The following is a 19547-nucleotide window of genomic DNA, read 5'->3' as shown; positions in this document are numbered from 1 at the left end:
AGAGGCGCAGGCCTCACGACGAGCAACTGATCTCCAAGTGCTTACCCCATTCCGGCGGCCGCTGGGCGTAGGCCTGCATGCCCGGCTGCTCGTCGAACGGTTTGCTCAGCACCTGGTGCAGGCGGCGTACTTCCTCGTAGTCACCCCCCTCGGCGGCCTCGATGGCGCGCTGGGCCAGGTAGTTGCGCAGGATGTACAGCGGGTTGACCGCATGCATGCGCTCGCGCCGGCCTTCGGCGTTGCCGGGCTCGCGCTGCAGGCGCGCCAGGTAATCGGCTGACCACAGGTCAAAGCCGGCCAGGTCGATGAAGTCGTCGCGCACCACCTGCAGCGCCTGCTCGGCGGGCTGGTCGCCAAGATGGCGGAAGAACAGGGTGTAATCCACCGCCCCGGGCTGCATCAGTTGCAGCAGGCGTTCGATCAGCAGCTTGTCGGCGTCTTCGGCCTGGGTCAGGCCCAGGCGCCGGCGCATCAGGTCCAGGTAATGGGCCTCGTATAGCGGCAGGAACAGCTCCAGGGTTTGCTTCAGCGCTTCGACGCTGATGAACGGCGTCAGTGCCTGGGCCAGGGCGCTGAGGTTCCAGTGGGCAATGGGCACCTGGTTGCTGTAGCTGTAGCGGCCCTGGTCATCGGAGTGGTTGCAGATGAAGTTGGCGTCGAAGTCGTCGAGGAAGGCGTAGGGGCCAAAGTCGAAGGTGATGCCCAGGATCGACATGTTGTCGGTGTTCATCACCCCGTGGCAAAAACCGTAGGCCTGCCAGCGGGCGATCAGCTCGGCATTGCGCTCGACGATGGTGCGGAACATCGCCAGGTACGGTTCAGGGTCGTCCTTGCACTCGGCAAAGTGGTTGTTGAGCACGTGCTCGGCGAGGATGCGCTGCTGCTCGGGCTGGCGGGTGTAGTAGAAGTATTCGAAATGCCCGAAGCGGATGTGGCTCGGCGCCAGGCGCAGCAGCATGGCCGCGCGCTCCTGGGTTTCGCGCCACACCGGCGTGCTCGAGCCGATCACGCACAGCGCGCGGCTGCTGGGGATGCCCAGGGCCGGCAGGGCCTCGCTGGCAAGGAACTCGCGGATCGACGAACGCAGCACGGCGCGGCCGTCGCCCATGCGCGAGTAAGGCGTCTGCCCGGCGCCCTTGAGGTGCAGGTCCCAGGACTGGCCGGCGTCGTTGCGCACCTCGCCCAGCAACAGCCCGCGGCCATCGCCCAGGCGCGGGTTGTAGGAGCCGAACTGGTGCCCGGAATAGACCATCGCCCGCGGTTCGGCCTCGGCCCACAGCTTGTGGCCGCTGAACAGTTCGGCAAATACCGGCGAATGGGCCTCGGTGGGCTCAAGGTTGAGCAGCGCCATGGCCGCTTCGCTGGCAACCACCAGACGCGGCTCGGCAATCGGCTCGGGCAGCACCGAAGTAGAGAAGGCATCGCCCAGGCGGGCGAAACGGTTATCGAAAGTCAGTTCGTCGAGGGCTTTCAACGGCCATCTCCTGGAGAAAACCTGAGTATTCTGCAAGGGTATGGCCGCTGGCGTCCAGTCAGGCCGGTTTGCCGGCGGCCTCGTCACCGGGCTTCTCGCCATTGCTGGCGGTTGGCAGTACGGTCTTGTCGAGGTTTTCCACCGGGACCATCTTGTACTCCTGGCCCTGCATGTTCTTCAGGTAGATCTCCATCTGCCGGAAGGAGATGTTGATGTGCTGCTTCTTGAACTCTTTGTTGATGTAGCGGTTGATCTCGTCGAGCACCGGGTTGCGGTCGCCCAGGTCGCGTACGTGCATGCGCAGTTCGTGGTCCAGGGTGCTCTCGCCGAAGTTCAGGAAGTAGACGATCGGCGCCGGCTCCTTGAGTACCCGCGGGTTGTCGTTGGCTGCCTTGAGCAACAGGGTGCGCACCAGGTCGAGGTCCGAGCCGTAGTCGACGCCGAGCTTGAGGGTCACCCGGGTGATGGTGTCGGTCAGCGACCAGTTGATCAATTGCCCGGTGATGAAGGTCTTGTTCGGGACAATGATGTCCTTGCGGTCGAAGTCGGTGATGGTGGTGGCGCGGATGCGGATCTTGCTCACCGTGCCCGAGAGGTTGCCGATGGTGATGGTGTCGCCGATGCGCACCGGGCGCTCGAACAGGATCATGATCCCGGAGATGAAGTTGGCGAAGATCTCCTGCATGCCAAAGCCCAGGCCCACCGACAGCGCCGCCACCAGCCATTGCAGCTTGTCCCAGCTGACGCCCAGGGCTGACAGGGTGGAAACAAAGCCAACCCCGGCAATCACGTAGGACAGCAGCGTGGTGGTGGCGTAGGCGCTGCCCTGGGCCAGGTTCAGGCGTGACAGCACCAGCACTTCGAGCAGGCCCGGCAGGTTGCCGGCCAGGGCAATGGTGATGCCGATGATCACCAGTGCGCCCAGCAGGTCGCGCAGGCTGATCGGCACCATGCTCATGGCCGCGCCGGTACCGCTTGTGTACTCGTACAGAGTGATGTTGTCGAGGTAGGCGAACACGCTGATCAGGTCCGACCAGACCCAGTACAGGGCGCCGATGAAGCCGCCGAGCAGGGCCAGGCGAATCAGGCGCAGGGATTGCTGGTTGACCTGTTCGATGTCCAGGGTTGGCTCTTCAACCAGCACTTCGCCATCCAGGCCTTCCTTGGCTGCCTGGCGCTTGCTCAGTGCCCGCTGGTAGGCCAGGCGCCGGGCAGCCACGGCCAGGCCACGGACGAAGGCGGCTTCGATCACCAGCCAGAACATCAGCAGGTACAGGGTGTCGATCAGGCGGTCGGTGAGCTTGAGCGCGGTGTAGTAGTAGCCAAAGCACACGGCGATGAACAGCGCCACCGGCAGCGCGGTGAAAGCCACGCCCACGGCCTTGCGGAACAGCGAGGTGTTGCGATGGGTGGGGCTGCTCAGCAGCAGGCGGCTGAGCAGCCAGGCCATCAACGCGTAGCAGGTCAGCACCACGCCGATGCCGAGCACATCTTCTGCCAGTGCCGAGGGTTGATGCTCGGCCACTGCCACCACCCCGACCAGGGCCAGGACCACGGTGCCGAGGCGGCGGATCCAGCCGCGGAGGAATTCGACCTGGGGCTTTTCCCAGCGAAAGTGCAATTCGGCCACCCCGCCCGGGGCGAGTATCCGGTAGGCGGTGTAGAACACCAGCCAGGCCTGGGCTATCTGGAACAGCGCCGAGGCGAGGTTGGCGTTCTGCCCGCGGGCGTCGATCTGCAGGGCGTAGCCGCACAGGGCCAGGCCCAGGCTCAGAGGCATGGCCAGGAGGATGTTGATCAGGATCGCCTGGGGCGTGTGCCACTGGCTGTCACGCTTGAAGTGGCCGACATCCTGGTGAACCTTGGTCAGGCGCGCATACAGGTACTTGCGCCGCCACAGCAGGGCGCCGATCAGCAGCAGCAAGGGCAGGAACAACAACGGGCGCTGGGCCAGGCCGTCGGTCAGCTCCCTCAGGCCTGAACCCCAGGGCAGGCTGACCACCTGTTTCTGCAGGCGCTCGGGCACGCTGCGCAGCCATTCCAGGTCCAGCGGCTTGTTGCTGGGAATCCAGAACATCTGCTCATCAAGGGTTGCACGCAGGTTCTGCGCGGTGCTGAACAGTTGCTTCTGGTTCAGTTGCAGGGTGATCGATTCATTGAGCAGCGCGCTCAGTTCACGGTTCAGGCGTTCGAGCAGGTCGCTGCGAGTGATCGCCACTTCCAGCAGTGCCTTGCGCAGTTGCGGGGTGACGGTCTCGGGTGGCTGCGCGGCGAGCAGCTTGTCGACATAGCTGCTTGGGCTGCTGATCTGCTCGCGCTGCTGGTTGATCTCGAACTGGTACAGACGGATGTCGGCGATCTGGTCGGCCAGGTCGCGGTCGAGCTTCAGGTGTGGCAGCGCCTGCTTCTGTTTGTAGAGGATCTTCGACAGCAACAGGCTGCCCTTGAGCACGCTGATCTGCTCGTCCAGGGCCTGGTCGCTCTGGGTCAGGGTGTCCAGCTGCTGCTTGGTCTTGAGGTTCTGCTGGGTCAGGTCGTTGAGGCTGTCGGTGCTGCGCAGCAGGTAGTCGGAGAGCTTGAGGTTGGCGGCGCTTTCAGTGGCCAGCAGGGTGCTTCCGCCGGCCTTCTGCGCTTCGATCGACTGCTCGGTGACGGTTTGCTGGGACTGGGCCAGGCGCTTCTGGTTGATCAGCGTCTGCAGGTCCTGGATTTCCTGCTCCAGGCGCGCGGCGCGCTCGATCAGCAGGTCATGCTGGCTGTTGCCCAGGTCTTGCAGCAGGCTGTTGCCGGCCAGTTCCTGGCGGCGCAGCAGGGTCAGGGCGTTGAGCGCGGCCAGTTCGGCGTTGAGTTGGTTGCGCTGGTCGGCGCTAAGCGGTTTGCCGCCGTCCTTGCCGATCTTCAGGCTGGTGTTGATCTGCTGGGTGCGGGTCTGGTTGGCGCTGATTTCTGCCTGGGCCCGCTCGGGCCGGGTTTGTGCGGTGATGGTCAAGCTGTTGGCTTCGGACAGCGCTTTTTGCAGTTCGCCCTGCTCGGTCGTGCGCTCGGCCAGTAGTTGCTCCAACTGCGGTACGCTGGAGGTAGCGTAGCGTTGGGCGACCGGAATGACCTTGCTGTCCTTGAGCTTGGCCAGCTCGCGCTGGTTTTCGCTGGTCTGGCGCGGCGCATCGCTGAGCTGGTGCTTGAGCGCGGTGAGCTTCTTCTCGCTGTCCTCTTTGTTGCCGAGGAATGCCAGGGTCTTTTCCAGCACCTGCTGCAGGGCTTTCTGTTCAGCCTCGGGCAGCTTGCGTTCGGCGATTTTGTCGAGGCTTTTCTGGATCGATGCTGTGGTCGGCGGTTCCGCCGCCCACACCGGGGAGAAGGACAGGCACAGCCCGATCAGGGCTGCGCTTAAAAACGTGCGCAGGGACATAGGCAGAAAATTCGTACAGGCAGAGGCGAAGAACGGAGTTTAAAGGAACAACCCTGGGCCGGGTCGAGTACCTTCGGGGAATTTGACGCCCACTTTAAGGATCTTGTTCCCTTCCATTACCGCAACAGTCCACAAGGTACTGTTCCATTCGATCTGGTCGCCGACCACCGGCGCGCCGCCAACCTTCTGCGCGATGAAGCGACTGAGCGGCATATGCGGGTCCTGGCCATCGAGCTGCAAACCGTACAACGCCGCTACAGCCCCCAGTTCTGCGTCACCTTCGAGCACGAAGTCACCAAAGAAGCGCAGGTCCAGGCCACGCTGCGGCGCCTGGCTGAATAGCTTGCCGAGGGCCGGCAGGTTGTGTTCGTGGCCGATCACGCAGAGCAGATCGTCGACTTCCAGGGTGGTACTTCCCGACGGATGGAGCAGTTGCTGGCCACGAAACAGCGCCGCGATTCGGGTGCCTTCGGGCATTTTCAGTTCGCGCAGGGCGGCGCCGATGCACCATTTTTCTGCGCCCAGGCGGTAGACGAACAACTCCCACTCGCTGGTGATGTGCACTTCCAGGGCCGAACGGGAGATGGGCGCAGGGTCTGGCGGTACCGTCACTTTGAGCAGCTTGGCCACCCACGGCAGGCTGGTGCCCTGCACCAGCAGCGAAACCAGGACGATGAAGAACGCCAGGTTGAAGAACAGCTGTGCATCGGGCAACCCGGCCATCAGCGGGAACACGGCGAGAATGATCGGCACCGCACCGCGCAGGCCGACCCAGGAGATAAAAGCTTTTTCGCGGCCATGGAAGGCCTTGAACGGCAGCAGGGCGGCAACCACCGACAGCGGCCGGGCGAAAATGATCATCCACAGTGCCAGGCCCAGTGCCGGCAAGGCGATGGGCAGCAGGTCGTGCGGCGTGACCAGCAGGCCGAGGACCAGGAACATGCCGATCTGCGCCAGCCAGGCCATGCCGTCGAGCATGTGCAGGATGCCGTGGCGGCTGCGGATCGGCCGGTTGCCAAGCACCAGGCCGCACAAGTACACCGCAAGGAAGCCGCTGCCGTGCAGGGCGTTGGTCAGCGAGAACACCACCAGGCCGCCGGCCACAACCAGGATCGGGTAGAGGCCGCCGGCCAGGTTGATGCGGTTGACCAGTTGCAGCAGCAGCCAGCCGCCACCCAGGCCCAGCAGGCCACCGATGCCGAACTCGCGCAGCAGGTGGGTGAGCAGGCTCCAGTGCAGGCCGGTCTGGCCGCTGGCGATCATGTCGATCAGGGTCACGGTGAGGAACACCGCCATCGGGTCGTTGCTGCCCGATTCGATTTCCAGGGTTGCCGTCACCCGTTCGTTCAGGCCCTTGCCACCGAGCAGCGAGAATACCGCCGCAGCGTCAGTGGAACCGACGATGGCGCCGATCAGCAGGCCCTGGATCAGGCTCAGGTCGAACAGCCAGGCGGCGACCATGCCGGTCAGGCCGGTGGTGATCAGCACGCCGACGGTGGCCAGCGACAGCGCCGGCCACAGGGCCACGCGGAAACTCGCCACCCGCGTGCGCAGGCCGCCGTCGAGGAGGATCACCGCCAGCGCCAGGTTGCCCACCAGATAAGCGGTCGGGTAATTGTTGAAGATGATGCCGCCACCGTCGACCCCGGCAATCATGCCGACCGCGAGGATGATGACCAGGATCGGGATGCCCAGGCGCGATGACAGTGAGCTGACCAGAATACTTGCACCTACCAGCAATGCGCCGATCAAGAACAGGCTATTGATGGTGGACGCATCCAAAGGCAGTACTCCGGGGAAAAGCAGAAGGGAGGGGCGGTTTGCTTTGAATATCAAGCAGGTCGCGTGCCAAGGATTCTAACCTGAGGGGTTGGCGGGCTGTAAAGGGTTAATCGCGGGGACAAAAAAAGCACCGGGCAGGTGCTTTTTCTTTATGTCGCTGGCAAGGCCCTCATCGCCGGCAAGGCCGGCTCCCACAGGGAAGGATGATCAACCCTGAATTGTGGGAGCTGGCCTTGCCAGCGATGGGGGCGGCAGGGTTTTACGCCTGCTTGACCTCACGCATCGCCTTGCCTTTGACTGGCGCGCCGTTGGCGACGTAGTACTTGGCGGTGCTGCGTGGCAGCGGCTGGCGGTTGCGGATCTTGTCGGCGATCTTCTCGGCGATCATGATCGTGGTGGCGTTGAGGTTGCCGGTGATGATGATCGGCATGATCGAGGCATCGACCACACGCAGGCCCTGCATGCCATGCACGCGGCCCTCGCCGTCGACCACGGCCATGTCGTCGTCGCCCATCTTGCACGAGCAGGACGGGTGGAACGCGGTTTCGGCGTGCTCGCGGATGAACTTGTCCAGCTCCTCGTCAGTTTGCACGTCGGCGCCCGGGCTGATTTCGCGGCCACGGTAGGCGTCCAGTGCAGGCTGGGCCATGATTTCGCGGGTCAGGCGGATGCCGTCACGAAATTCCTGCCAGTCCTGCTCGGTCGCCATGTAGTTGAACAGGATGCTCGGGTGCTGGCGCGGGTCTTTCGACTTGAGCTGGATACGGCCGCGGCTAGGCGAGCGCATCGAGCCCATGTGGGCCTGGAAGCCGTGTTCCTGTACGCCGTTGCTGCCGTTGTAATTGATCGCCACCGGCAGGAAGTGGTACTGGATGTTCGGCCATTCGAACTCTTCGCGAGTACGGATGAAGCCGCCAGCTTCGAACTGGTTGCTGGCGCCGATACCGGTGCCGTTGAACAGCCACTCGGCACCGATGGCCGGCTGGTTGTACCAGAGCAGCGACGGGTACAGCGAAACTGGCTGGGTGCAGGCGTACTGCAGGTACAGCTCAAGGTGGTCCTGCAGGTTTTCGCCCACGCCCGGCAGGTCGTGAACCACAGGCACATCGAGGCTTTCCAGCAGGGCGCGCGGGCCTACGCCGGAGCGTTGCAGCAGTTGCGGCGAAGCGATGGCGCCGGAGCAGACGATCACTTCCTTGCGCGCACGGGCTTCGACGCGCTCTTCGCTGGCGCCGACCAGGTAGCTCACGCCCACGGCGCGCTTGCCGTCGAACAGTACGCGATCGCTCAGGGCGTGGGTGACGATGGTCAGGGTCGAACGCTTCTTGGCGATGTCCAGGTAGCCGCGAGCGGTGCTGGAGCGACGGCCTTTCGGCGTCACGGTACGGTCCATCGGGCCGAAACCTTCCTGCTGGTAACCGTTCAGGTCTTCGGTACGCGGGTAACCGGCTTGCACGCCGGCTTCGACCATGGCGTGGAACAGCGGGTTGTTGCCGGCTTTAGGCGTGGTCACGCTGACCGGGCCTTCGCCGCCGTGGTAATCGTTGGCGCCGATGTCGCGGGTTTCCGCCTTGCGGAAGTACGGCAGGCAGTCCAGGTAGCTCCAGTCTTCCAGGCCTGGCAGTTTTGCCCAGCCGTCGAAGTCCATGGCGTTGCCGCGGATGTAGCACATGCCGTTGATCAGCGACGAGCCACCCAGGCCCTTGCCGCGACCGCATTCCATCCGGCGGCCGTCCATGTGCGGCTCCGGGTCGGTCTCGTAGGCCCAGTTGTAGCGACGGCCTTGCAGCGGGAAAGCCAGCGCGGCTGGCATCTGGGTGCGAAAGTCCATGCGGTAGTCGGGGCCACCGGCCTCGAGCAGCAGGACGGTAACGCCTTCGTCTTCGGTCAGGCGGGTCGCCAGGGTGTTACCGGCAGAGCCGGCACCGACGATGATGTAGTCATATTCCATGGCTTTCTCCGAAAGCAGCTGCAAGCCTTAAGCTACAAGCCGCAAGAAAAAGCGGTCGTGCAAGGCTCGCGATCTAGTGGGAGCTGCAAGTGCCGGTTGGCATAACGCGCACCGGCTTTTACTTGCAGCTTGCAGCTCGAAGCTTGAGGCTTCAGAGCATCTGGCTACGTGTCACCTCAGAAAACCGAGTTGTACGCACCCAGTTCCACCTGCACCGATTTAATACGAGTGTACTGAGCCAGCGAGCTCACGCCGTTTTCGCGGCCAACACCGGATTGCTTGTAGCCGCCGACCGGCATTTCGGCGGGCGACTCGCCCCAGGCGTTGATCCAGCAGATACCGGCTTCCAGCTGGTGGATGATGCGGTGGGCGCGGCTGATGTCGTTGGTGCAGACGCCAGCGGCCAGGCCGTATTCGGTGTCGTTGGCGCGGCGAATGACTTCTTCCTCGGTCTCGTAGGAGAGGATGCTCATTACTGGGCCGAAGATCTCTTCTTTGACGATGGTCATGTCGTCACGGCAATCGGTGAACACGGTCGGTGCCACGAACGCGCCTTTGGCGAGTTCGCCTTCGGTCAGACGCTGGCCGCCGCACAGGACGCGTGCGCCTTCTTCCTTGCCCTTGGCGATGTAGCCCAGCACGCTTTCCATGTGAGCGAAGCTGACCAGCGGGCCGAAGTTGGTGTTTTCGTCTTCAGGGTTGCCAACGCGGATGCGCGCAACGCGCTCGGCGATCTTGGCTTCGAAAGCCGCTTTCATCGAGGCAGGGACGAACACGCGGGTGCCGTTGGTGCAGACCTGGCCCGAGCTGTAGAAGTTGGCCATCATGGCGATGTCGGCGGCGCGATCCAGATCGGCGTCGTCGCAGATGATCAGTGGCGACTTGCCGCCCAGTTCCATGGTGACTTCCTTGAGCGTCGAGCTCGAGGCGCTGGCCATGACCTTCTTGCCGGTGGTGGTGCCGCCGGTGAACGAGATCTTCTCGATGCGCGGGTGCTCGGTCAGCCAGGTGCCGACTTCGCGGCCGCTGCCGGTCAGGACGTTGAACACACCGTCCGGCAGGCCGGCTTCGGTGTAGATCTCAGCCAGTTTCAGGGTGGTCAGCGAGGTGACTTCGCTCGGCTTGAAGATCATCGCGTTACCGGCCGCCAGGGCAGGTGCGGATTTCCACAGGGCGATCTGGATCGGGTAGTTCCAGGCGCCGATACCGACGGTCACGCCCAGCGGCTCGCGGCGGGTGTAGACGAACGAGCTGTCGCGCAGCGGGATCTGCTCGCCTTCGATGGCCGGTACCAGGCCTGCGTAGTATTCCAGCACGTCGGCGCCGGTGACGATGTCGACGTAGCGGGTTTCGGAGTAGGACTTGCCGGTGTCCAGGGTTTCCAGGGCGGCCAGTTCATCGTTGCGCTCGCGCAGGATGTCGACGGCGCGGCGCAGGATGCGCGAACGCTGCATGGCGGTCATCGCTGCCCAGACTTTCTGGCCACGTTCGGCGCTTTCTACCGCGCGCTCGACGTCGGCTTCGGTAGCGCGTTGCACCTGGGCGAGGACTTCGCCGTTGGCCGGGTTGATGGCGTCGAAGGTAGCGTCGCTGGAAGCGTCGACATAACCACCATCAATGTAGAGTTTTTGCAGTTCGAAACGGGCCATAGTGTCCTCGCAAGTGCATATGTGTGTTTGGCTATCCGTGCAGCGCTCCTGCTTGTTTGGCAATCGCGGCGCGCGGTGGTTCAGAGGCCTGGTTTTGCATGTCCGGGCTCGTCTGTTTCGCCAGTTGTAGATCCATGTATTCGTAAGCGATTTGTTTCGCCTGGTCGGTGTCGAAAGCGTCTCCGGACAGCGCTCCGCGCAGCCACAGACCGTCGATCAAGGCTGCCAGCCCGCGGGCCGCGCTACGTGCTTCTGGCAACGGCAGGGCGCGGCGGAACTGGCAGCACAGGTTGGAATACAAGCGGTGATCGTTGATCCGCTGCAACCTGTGCAAAGACGGCTGGTGCATGCTGGAAGCCCAGAAGGCCAACCAGGTTTTCATTGCCGGGCCGTTGACCTGGCTGGCGTCGAAGTTGCCTTCGATGATCACCTGCAGGTGGGCACGCGGGCTGTTGTCCTTGAGCGCCTGCCGGTTGGCGACGACGTTCTCGTTCAGCACGCTCATCAAGTACCGCATGGTCGCTGCGATCAGGCCGTTCTTGTCCTGAAAGTAGTGACTGATGATGCCATTCGACACACCGGCCAAACGGGCGATCAGCGCAATGCTGGCGTCACCCATGCCGACCTGGTCGATGGCCAGCAACGTGGCTTCGATCAACTGCTGACGGCGGATGGGTTGCATACCGACCTTGGGCATCTTGCAAATCTCCTCAGGCCTGCGAGCAGTCGACGAGCGGCTGCCTCGGCGAAGGCCAGTCTATTTTGTTTTGATTGAACGTTCAATCAACAAAGAATAAGCTCTGCGACAATCTGTGCAATTGACAGGTTTTTCCTACCTGCGGTTTGCACAAATTGGCACCCCAAAAAGACGTGGAACCCCCGGAATACAAGGTGTTGACGGGTGTAAACGGCGCGTTGATCAGATCTGCCGAGCGGTATAGCACCGCGCGGCCAACCCTCGGGACGGGGTTTTCGGCCTGTTTTTTTCAACGCAATCGATTCGGGATCACGGTTTTTTCAAGGTGCTTTTATAACACCTGCAGCTGTGGGGCTATTGCACCATTTGCTCGGGTAACGATTGTTTCGTGTTTCTCTCGCACTGCCCGGAGCATATGTGCAATGAGTTCTGCCTCCCTAATCAAGACCCCTGCCGAGAGGGTCCGGGTCAACAGCGTGGTGTTCTTCACCTCGACGTTGCTGATCCTGTTGTTGACTGCCTTGCTGATCGCAGTTCCCGAAACCGCCGGCCGCGTGCTGAACGAGGCTCAGGCCTGGTTGTCGCGCAGCTTCGGCTGGTACTACATGCTGGTGATTGGCGGCTACCTGCTGTTCGTCATCGTTCTGGCGTTCTCCAACTTCGGCAAGCTCAAGCTTGGCGGCAAGGATGACAAGCCGGACTTCAGCTATGGTGCCTGGGCCGGGATGCTGTTCTCCTCCGGTATCGGTATCTCGCTGCTGTATTTCGGCGCGTCCGAGCCGCTGGATCACTACTTCAACCCGCCTGAAGGCGCACCGGCCAGCCTGCAATCGGCCCGTGAAGGCCTGCAGCTGACCTTCCTGCACTGGGGCCTGCACGGCTGGGCGATCTATGCCCTGGTCGGCCTGTCGGTGGCCTACTTCGCTTACCGCCACAACCAGCCGCTGGCCCTGCGCTCGGCGCTGTACCCGTTGGTCGGCGAGCGTTGGGTCAAGGGTGCCGCAGGCCACACTGTCGATATCTTCGGCATGTTCGTGACCCTGCTGGGCCTGGTGACCAACCTGGGTATCGGTTCGATGCAGGTGTCCTCGGGTCTTGAGTACCTGTTCGGCATGCAGCACAGCGACACCAACCTGCTGATCGTGATCCTGGTGATGAGCACCGTGGCGACCATCGCCGCTGTGTCGGGCGTGGAGAACGGCATCCGCCGCCTGTCTAACCTCAACATCATCCTGTTCAGCGGCCTGCTGCTGTTCGTGCTGCTCAACGGCCCGACCCTGCACCTGCTCAACAGCTTCGTGCAGAACATCGGCGACTACCTCAACGGCGTGGTGCTCAAGACCTTCGACCTGTACGTCTATGAAGGCGACAGTGACAAGTCCGAGCGCTGGCTGGGCCTGTGGACCGTGTTCTACTGGGCCTGGTGGATTTCCTGGGGCCCGTTCGTCGGTATGTTCATTGCCCGTATTTCGCGCGGTCGTACCGTGCGTGAGCTGGTCGCTGGCGTGCTGCTGATCCCGCTGGGCTTCACCCTGGCCTGGCTGTCGATCTTCGGTAACTCGGCGCTGGACCTGGTCATGAACCAGGGCGCGGTGGAACTCGGGCGAACAGCGCTGGAACAGCCGGCGATGTCGATCTACCAGCTGCTCGAACACTATCCGTTCGCCAAGATCGTGGTTGGTGTCGCGATTTTCGTTGGTTTCGTACTGTTCCTGACCCCCGCCGACTCTGGCGCGGTGATGATGGCCAACCTTTCCTGCAAAGGCGGCCATGTCGACGAAGATGCACCGAACTGGCTGCGTATCCTCTGGTCGGCGATCATTACCGTGGTCACCATCGGTTTGCTCCTGGCTGGTAACTTCCAGGCCATGCAGACCATGGTGGTGTTGGCGGGGCTGCCGTTCTCGGTGGTGCTGGTGCTGTTCATGTTCGGCCTGTACAAGGCCATGAAACAGGACAGCCAGGTCGAGCAGGAGCAAGCCGAACTGGCTGCCCGTGGTCGTCGTGGTTTCAGCGAGCGCCTGAGCCAGCTGGACCTGCAGCCAACCCAGGCCATCGTTCAGCGCTTCATGGACAAACGCGTCAGCCCGGCGCTCAAGGAAGCAGCTGCGCAGCTGCAGACCCTGGGCTTCCAGGTGCAGACCCGGGTCGGCCAGTCGCGCTCGGCCATGGGCCTGCGCATCGACATGGAAGAAGGCAATCCGTTCGTTTATGAAGTGAGCCTGGACGGCTACCTGGCCGCGCCGAGCGAGGCACCGGTGGAAGGCGAGACGGAAGTGCGCCAGCGCTTCTACCGCGCCGAGGTGTACTTGCACAACGGCAGCCAGGAATACGATCTGATGGGCTTCACCCCGGAGCAGATCACCCGTGATGTGCTCGATCAGTTCGAAAGCCACCGCCAGCTGCTGGGGCGTGTCTATAGCTGATAACGGCTGATGCACTGGAAGGGCTCTGTTCACAGGAACAGGGCCCTTTTTGTTGTGATACCGGTGCAGACTGGACAGGCGCTCCAGGCCCCGGCACTCTTGGCGTTGCCAAGGAGCCCGGTGCCATCATGTTCAAGCGTCTTGTCCTGTTGTTGTGCAGCTGCCTGTCGTTCAGTCATCTCGCCCGTGCGAGCGAGCCTGTGGTGCTGCTCACCGAAAACTTCCCGCCCTACAACATGGCCATCAACGGCAAGAGCTTTGCCCGCGACGATGGCATCAATGGCATCGCCGCAGACCTGGTGCGCGAGATGTTCAAGCGCGCCGGGGTGCCCTATAGCATGACCTTGCGTTTTCCCTGGCAGCGCATTTACCAGCAGGCCTTGCAAACCCCCGGCTACGGCGTGTTCGTCATGGCTCGCCAGCCCGAGCGGGAAAAGCTGTTCAAGTGGGTCGGGCCGTTGGGGCCGGATGACTGGATTCTGCTGGCCCCCGAGAGCAGCCCGATTGCCGTCAGCAACCTTCAGGAGGCCAAGCGCTACCGCATCGGCGCCTACAAGGGCGATGCGATTGCCGAGTACCTGGCCAGGCAAGGTTTGAACCCGGTGCTGGTGCTGCGTGATCGCGACAACGCGAAAAAACTGCTGAGCGGCGAAATCGACCTGTGGGCCAGCGGCGACCCGGCCGGGCGCTACCTGGCGCGCCAGGTGGGGGTGAGCAAGCTTAAGACGGTGCTGCGTTTTCACGGCGCCGAGCTGTACCTGGCGCTCAACCGCGAAGTGCCGGACGAGGTAGTGAACAAGCTGCAGCAGGCGCTGGAGCAGATGCGCAGCGACGGTTTTGTCGAGGCGACCTTCGCTCGCTACCTGTAGAGTCCGTTGTGCCCGTGGCCGGGCATCGCCCGGTTGCCGCGCTCGGCGATCATCTGCGCAATTTCTATCCATTCGATGCCCTGGGCCTTGAGCTTGGGCAGCTCGTGCTCGAGCACTTCCAGGGTCTGTGGATAAGGATGGCCGATCAGAACCGCCGTGCCCTGCTTGCGCGCCAGGGCGATGCCCTGTTGCAGCTGGCCGGCAATGGCTTCGGTGGTGCGCACGTCATCGAGAAAGACATCCCGCGAGACGCTGGCCAGGCTGATGTTCTGCGCGGATTTGGCGGCTACCGTGGCGGCGCTGGTACGGCTGTCGACGAAGAACAGGCCGCGGCGCTGCAATTCCCCCATCAACCAGGCCATGGCCGCAGGTTCGGCGGTCATGCGGCTGCCCATGTGGTTGTTGATGCCGACGGCATAGGGGACTTTGTCGAGCGCCGCGTTCAGCCGTCGTTCCAGCTCCGGCAACGGTGTGCCGGGGTGCCAGGCATAGGGGCCGGTGGCCGGGTCCATGGGCATGTGCAGGATCACCGTCTTGCCGGCGCGATGAGCCTGGCGGGCGAAGTCGCTGGCATGTGGGGTGTCGGGTATGATCGCCAGGGTCACCGGGCCGGGCAGGGCCAGGGTGCGTGAGTCGCGCGCAGGGTTCTGCCCCAGGTCATCGATGATCAGTGTCAGGTAGGCCTTGCCCGTTTGAGCCGGCGCCGCCAGGGCGACGCCGCTCATCAGGTACAACAGGGCTAGCAGCAGGTAACGCATCAACTGAGCTTACTTACCCTGGGTGATGCTCAGGCCCTTGAGCAGGCTCAATGCCTGGCTGAGCTGGTAATCATCGTCCTGTGGGCGTGGTTTGGCACTGCCGGCCTTGCCCGACGGACGGTCGGCGCCGCCGTTGCCGTTGCCCAGGTGACCCTGCAGGTCGGCTTCCTTGAAGTTCTCGCTGTCCTGTTCGGCGGTGATCTTGGCGCGGCGTACCTCGATGTCCGGGACGATGCCCTGGGCCTGGATCGAGCGGCCGTTAGGGGTGAAGTACAGCGCCGTGGTGATCTTCAGGGCGCGGTCGTTGTTCAGCGGCAACACGGTTTGCACCGAGCCTTTGCCGAAACTGTCGGTGCCCATCAGCACGCCGCGTTTCTGGTCTTGCAGGGCGCCGGCGACAATTTCCGAGGCCGAGGCGCTGCCGCCGTTGATCAGCACCACCAATGGCACGCCTTCGCTGGCATCGGCCGGGTCGGCGGAGAAGCGCAGTTCGGAGTTGGCGATACGGCCCTTGGTGTAGACGATCAGGCCCTTGGTGAGGAAGTGGTCGGCCACTTCCACGGCCGATTGCAGCACGCCACCCGGGTTGTTGCGCAGGTCCAGGACCAGGCCGCGCAGCTTCTTGCCGTTGTCTTTGCGCAGCTTGGCCAGGGCCTTGCCGACTTCTTCGCCGGTCTTGACCTGGAACTGGGTGATGCGGATGTAGCCGTAGCCGTCTTCGAGCATCTGGCTCTTGACACTCTTGACCTGGATGACCGCGCGGGCAAGGGTGACATCGAACGGGTTGCCGCCGTCGCGCACCAGGGTCAGGGTGATTTTCTCGCCGACCTTGCCGCGCATCTTGTCGACCGCTTCGGTCATGGTCTGGCCGCGGGTCGGCTGGCCGTTGATCTTGACGATCAGGTCGCCGGCTTCGATGCCGGCGCGCGAGGCCGGGGTCTCGTCGATTGGAGAGACCACCTTGATGAAGCCGTCCTCCATGCCCACTTCGATGCCCAGGCCGCCGAATTCGCCGCTGGTGCTCTCCTGCAGTTCGAGGAAGTCTTCCGGGCCGAGGTAGGCCGAGTGCGGATCAAGGTTGCTGAGCATGCCCTTGATGGCGTTTTCCAGCAGGGTCTTGTCGTCGACCGGTTCGACATAGGCGGCCTTGATGCGGTCCATGACCTCGGCGAAGGTGCGCAGCTCTTCCAGGGGCAGCGGTGCCTTGGCCGAGGGTGCCGAGACCGTTGTCGCTGGAATCGCGGCGGGCTTGGCCGGCTCGGCCGCACGGGCCAGGGGCGCGCCGAGGACCATGGCGATGGTCAGGGCCAGCGAGGTGAGGCGGGGCGATTGCAGCATGTCGAACGAACTCCTGATCCTGGTAGCGCTCCGTAGAGCATCGGCGCAGCCCGAAGTTGCGCTACGCCGTCAAATAAGGGGTGTTGCCTATCCCTGGGCACGACACCATTGTGCGGGGTCACTGGGGCGGCCCTGCTGGCGGATGGCGAAATACAGCCCCGAGCTGTCCTGGCCGCCGCTGTCGCCGACGGTGGAGATGGCCTCACCGGCCTTGACCACATCACCGGCGCTCTTGAGCAGGCTCTGGTTATGGCCGTACAGGCTCAGGTAACCATTACCATGGTCGAGAATGACCAGAAGTCCAGCGCCGCGCAACCAGTCGGCAAACACTACCCGGCCGCCATGCACGGCGCGCACCTGGCTGCCTTGGGAGGCGCTGATCATCACCCCGTCCCACTTGGCCCGTGAGTCGCCGCCGCGGGTTTCGCCAAAGCGTGCCAGCAATCGACCATTGACGGGCCATGGAAGTTTTCCCCGTGCGGCGGAAAAAGCGCCGCCGAAGGTTTCGCCGCTGCTGGAAACCAGCGGGCCGGGAAGCGCCTTGGGCTTCTTCGGCGCGTCGCTGCTGTTGGCGGCCAGCGCTTCGCGCTGGCGTTGTTTTTCCGCCTCTTGAGCGGCGAGCAGGGCTTTCTGCCGCGCTTCTTCAGCCTCGCGGGCCTGACGGGCGAGGGTTTCTTCGATCGTCTTGAGCACCTTGCTCAGGTCGGCTTGGTCCTGCTCGCGGGCCTGCAGCTTCTGGTCGCGGGCCTTGACGTCGTTGTTGAGCTTGGCCAGCACCTCCTTACGCTCGGCGCGGACTTTTTCAAGCTCCTGGCGCTGACTGTCGAGGGTGCCTTGCTGGGCCAGCAGTTGGGCCTGCTGCAGGTTGATGTCTTTTTCAACGTTGGCCAATTGGCGCAACGTCTCGTTGAAATTGCGCAACTGGGTCAGGCGCGCCTGGCTCAGGTAATCGTAATAGGTCAGGGTGCGGGCGAATTTTTCCGGATTCTGCTGATTGAGCAGCAGCTTCAGGTATTCCTCGCGGCCATTCTGGTAGGCCGAACGGGCCTGGATGGCGATCAGTCGTTGCTGTTCAATGCGGGCGCTCTGGAGTTTTTTTTTCTCGGTATCAAGGCGCTCCAGTTCGCCTTCGGTCTTTTTTAGTTCGAGTTGCAGGGCCTCCACCTGCTTTTCCAGCTTGCCGATGTCGGTTTCGGTTGAGCGCAGGTCTTTCTGCACGCCGGATTTTTCTTCCTGCAGCTTGCCAAGCATCTTTTTCAGCTCGGCAATGTCCTGGCGCGTGGCGTCCAGTTGCTGCTGGGTTTGCGCGCGCTCATCGGCAAAAGCCGGGCTGAGCAGGCAAGACAGGGCGAGTACGATCAGGGCGCGAAACATGGGGTGGGCGGCACCAGGCATGGAGACTGGCCTAGTATGCCCGCCATAGGCGGCAAAAAAAACGGCTTTAGCTACAAGCGGCAAGCCACAAGCGGCAAGAAAAGCGGGTCAATGGGCTCTTTCTTGCGGCTTGTAGCTTGTCGCTAACGGCTTTAGCCGTCGATCAGAATCGAGGTGCCGGTCATTTCTGCCGGTTTTTCCAGGCCCAGCAACTTGAGCATGGTCGGCGCCACGTCGGCCAGCACGCCGCCTTCGCGGACCTGCACCTTGCGCTTGCCGACATAGATGAACGGCACCGGCTCGGTGGTGTGCGCAGTGTGCGCCTGGCCGGTGCATTCATCTTCCATCTGCTCGACGTTGCCGTGGTCGGCGGTGATCAGCGCTTCGCCGCCGACCTTGTCCAGCGCCTCGACGATGCGCCCGACGCACAGGTCCAGGGCTTCAACGGCCTTGACCGCAGCATCGAACACGCCGCTGTGGCCGACCATGTCGCCGTTGGCGTAGTTGACCACAATCACGTCGTAACGCTGCTGCTCGATGGCTTCAACAATGCGATCGGTAACTTCCGGTGCGCTCATTTCCGGCTGCAGGTCATAGGTGGCGACCTTCGGCGACGGGATGAGGATGCGCTCTTCGCCTTCGAACGGCTCTTCGCGGCCACCGGAGAAGAAGAAGGTGACGTGGGCGTACTTCTCGGTTTCGGCGATGCGCAGTTGGGTCTTGCCGTTTTTCGCCAGGTATTCGCCGAGCACGTTGTCCAGGCTGCCCGGGGCGAATGCGGCCGGCGCCGGGATTTTTGCCGAGTACTGGGTCAGGCCGATGTAGGCGGCCAGTTTTGGCAGGCGTGCCCGTGGGAACTCGTTGAAGTCCGGCTCGACGAACACCCGCGACAGCTCGCGGGCGCGGTCGGCGCGAAAGTTCATGAAGATCACCGCATCGCCGTCTTCGACCTTGACCGCCTCGCCAATGCGCGTGGCCTTGACGAATTCGTCGCTCTCGTCGCGGGCGTAAGCGGCTTCAAGGCCAGCCAGGGCGGTGTCGGCGCTGAATTCGGCGCTGCTGTCGACGATCAGGTTGTAGGCAGCCGATACGCGGTCCCAGCGGTTGTCGCGGTCCATGGCGTAGTAGCGGCCGATCAGGCTGGCGATGCGGCCCTTGCCGAGCTTGGCGAAGGTGGCGTCGAGCAGCTCGATCGAGGATTGCGCACTTTTCGGCGGGGTGTCGCGACCGTCAAGGAAGGCGTGCAGGTAGATTTTCTCGGCGCCGCGCTTGGCGGCAAGCTCGGCCATGGCCACCAGATGGTCCTGATGGCTGTGTACGCCGCCATCGGAGAGCAGGCCAAGGATGTGCACGGCCTTGCCGGCACCGACGGCCTTGTCGACCGCGCCGCACAGTACGGGGTTTTCGAAGAACTCGCCGTCCTTGATGGCCTTGGTCACCCGGGTGAAGTCCTGGTACACCACGCGGCCAGCACCGAGGTTCATGTGACCGACCTCGGAGTTGCCCATCTGCCCGTCCGGCAGGCCGACATCCATGCCGGAGCCGGAGATCAAGCCGTGCGGCTGGGTAGCGCGCAGGCGATCGTAGACCGGCGTGTTGGCCGAATAGATGGCGTTGTATTCGTGGCTTTCGCTGTGACCGAAACCATCGAGGATGATCAGGACCAAGGGTTTTGGCGTGCTCGTCATCAATCCCACACTCACGGTTGTTCAGATGATAAAGACACGCATTTTAGGGCAAATTGGCCACGAATGACGAATTAACCTTGCAGGCCCGACGGCGCGGGCCGACGGGCTGTAGCCCGGCAATGAGAATTACTG

The 19547-nt window shown here is 63.1% G+C and carries 12 protein-coding genes; 2 read left to right on the top strand and 10 right to left on the bottom strand.

Features of this window, described 5'->3' with window-relative positions:
• Positions 1–13: 13 nt before the first annotated feature.
• The 6 genes from selO to betI all read right to left on the bottom strand — a co-directional run bounded on the left by selO (position 14) and on the right by betI (position 10962).
• Positions 14–1474 (bottom strand): protein adenylyltransferase SelO, encoded by a 1461-nt coding sequence (gene selO, locus ABIE20_RS16985; RefSeq protein ID WP_429506088.1) that lies wholly within the window; start codon positions 1472–1474, stop codon positions 14–16.
• A 58-nt stretch (positions 1475–1532) separates the two neighbouring features.
• Positions 1533–4883: a mechanosensitive channel MscK gene (gene mscK / locus ABIE20_RS16980; protein WP_429506087.1), complete on the bottom strand. Its 3351-nt coding sequence runs from the start codon at positions 4881–4883 to the stop codon at positions 1533–1535.
• A gap of 39 nt (positions 4884–4922) precedes the next feature.
• Positions 4923–6665 carry a potassium/proton antiporter gene (locus tag ABIE20_RS16975; protein ID WP_429506086.1) on the bottom strand — a complete coding sequence of 581 codons (1743 nt, stop codon included), beginning with the start codon at positions 6663–6665 and terminating at the stop codon, positions 4923–4925.
• Between the two features lie 259 nt (positions 6666–6924).
• Positions 6925–8616, bottom strand: a complete 1692-nt coding sequence (gene betA, locus ABIE20_RS16970) for a choline dehydrogenase (RefSeq protein WP_429506084.1) — start codon at positions 8614–8616, stop codon at positions 6925–6927.
• Between the two features lie 176 nt (positions 8617–8792).
• On the bottom strand, positions 8793–10265 hold the full coding sequence (betB, locus tag ABIE20_RS16965) for a betaine-aldehyde dehydrogenase (protein WP_429506082.1): 1473 nt from the start codon (positions 10263–10265) through the stop codon (positions 8793–8795).
• A 31-nt stretch (positions 10266–10296) separates the two neighbouring features.
• A complete protein-coding gene (gene betI / locus ABIE20_RS16960; RefSeq protein WP_429506081.1) occupies positions 10297–10962 on the bottom strand; it encodes a transcriptional regulator BetI in 666 nt (221 codons plus the stop codon).
• A 422-nt stretch (positions 10963–11384) separates the two neighbouring features.
• Here betI and betT point away from each other — a divergent pair, with 422 nt between their 5' ends.
• Both betT and ABIE20_RS16950 read left to right on the top strand, forming a co-directional pair.
• Positions 11385–13388, top strand: a complete 2004-nt coding sequence (gene betT, locus ABIE20_RS16955; protein WP_045193915.1) for a choline BCCT transporter BetT — start codon at positions 11385–11387, stop codon at positions 13386–13388.
• A gap of 128 nt (positions 13389–13516) precedes the next feature.
• Positions 13517–14257, top strand: coding sequence for a substrate-binding periplasmic protein (locus ABIE20_RS16950; protein WP_429506080.1), 741 nt, complete (start codon positions 13517–13519; stop codon positions 14255–14257).
• Here ABIE20_RS16950 and ABIE20_RS16945 read toward each other — a convergent pair.
• From ABIE20_RS16945 to gpmI, 4 genes are all read right to left on the bottom strand, one after another.
• Complete coding sequence (locus ABIE20_RS16945) at positions 14248–15015, bottom strand: divergent polysaccharide deacetylase family protein (RefSeq protein WP_429506078.1); 768 nt, start codon at positions 15013–15015, stop codon at positions 14248–14250. The genes ABIE20_RS16950 and ABIE20_RS16945 overlap by 10 nt on opposite strands.
• 9 nt (positions 15016–15024) lie before the next feature.
• The gene (locus tag ABIE20_RS16940) at positions 15025–16353 is read right to left on the bottom strand and encodes a S41 family peptidase (protein WP_045193911.1); all 1329 of its coding nucleotides are present in this window, start codon (positions 16351–16353) and stop codon (positions 15025–15027) included.
• A gap of 87 nt (positions 16354–16440) precedes the next feature.
• A complete protein-coding gene (locus tag ABIE20_RS16935) occupies positions 16441–17727 on the bottom strand; it encodes a murein hydrolase activator EnvC family protein (RefSeq protein WP_429506077.1) in 1287 nt (428 codons plus the stop codon).
• 152 nt (positions 17728–17879) lie between these two features.
• Positions 17880–19415 (bottom strand): 2,3-bisphosphoglycerate-independent phosphoglycerate mutase, encoded by a 1536-nt coding sequence (gpmI, locus tag ABIE20_RS16930; RefSeq protein ID WP_429506075.1) that lies wholly within the window; start codon positions 19413–19415, stop codon positions 17880–17882.
• Positions 19416–19547 lie beyond the last annotated feature (132 nt).

Origin of the sequence: Pseudomonas sp. 2835, assembly GCF_050435905.1 — a bacterium.
In the GTDB taxonomy this organism is placed as follows: Bacteria; Pseudomonadota; Gammaproteobacteria; order Pseudomonadales; family Pseudomonadaceae; genus Aquipseudomonas.
This window is presented reverse-complemented; position numbering and strand designations above follow the sequence as displayed.

Excerpts from the sequence above, each read along its gene's own strand:
- mscK (WP_429506087.1), bottom strand. The coding sequence starts at position 4,883 with ATGTCCCTGCGCACGTTTTTAAGCGCAGCCCTGATCGGGCTGTGCCTG.
- betA (WP_429506084.1), bottom strand. The coding sequence starts at position 8,616 with ATGGAATATGACTACATCATCGTCGGTGCCGGCTCTGCCGGTAACACC.
- betB (WP_429506082.1), bottom strand. The coding sequence starts at position 10,265 with ATGGCCCGTTTCGAACTGCAAAAACTCTACATTGATGGTGGTTATGTC.
- betI (WP_429506081.1), bottom strand. The coding sequence starts at position 10,962 with ATGCCCAAGGTCGGTATGCAACCCATCCGCCGTCAGCAGTTGATCGAA.
- betT (WP_045193915.1), top strand. The coding sequence starts at position 11,385 with ATGAGTTCTGCCTCCCTAATCAAGACCCCTGCCGAGAGGGTCCGGGTC.
- ABIE20_RS16950 (WP_429506080.1), top strand. The coding sequence starts at position 13,517 with ATGTTCAAGCGTCTTGTCCTGTTGTTGTGCAGCTGCCTGTCGTTCAGT.
- ABIE20_RS16945 (WP_429506078.1), bottom strand. The coding sequence starts at position 15,015 with ATGCGTTACCTGCTGCTAGCCCTGTTGTACCTGATGAGCGGCGTCGCC.
- ABIE20_RS16940 (WP_045193911.1), bottom strand. The coding sequence starts at position 16,353 with ATGCTGCAATCGCCCCGCCTCACCTCGCTGGCCCTGACCATCGCCATG.
- ABIE20_RS16935 (WP_429506077.1), bottom strand. The coding sequence starts at position 17,727 with ATGTTTCGCGCCCTGATCGTACTCGCCCTGTCTTGCCTGCTCAGCCCG.
- gpmI (WP_429506075.1), bottom strand. The coding sequence starts at position 19,415 with ATGACGAGCACGCCAAAACCCTTGGTCCTGATCATCCTCGATGGTTTC.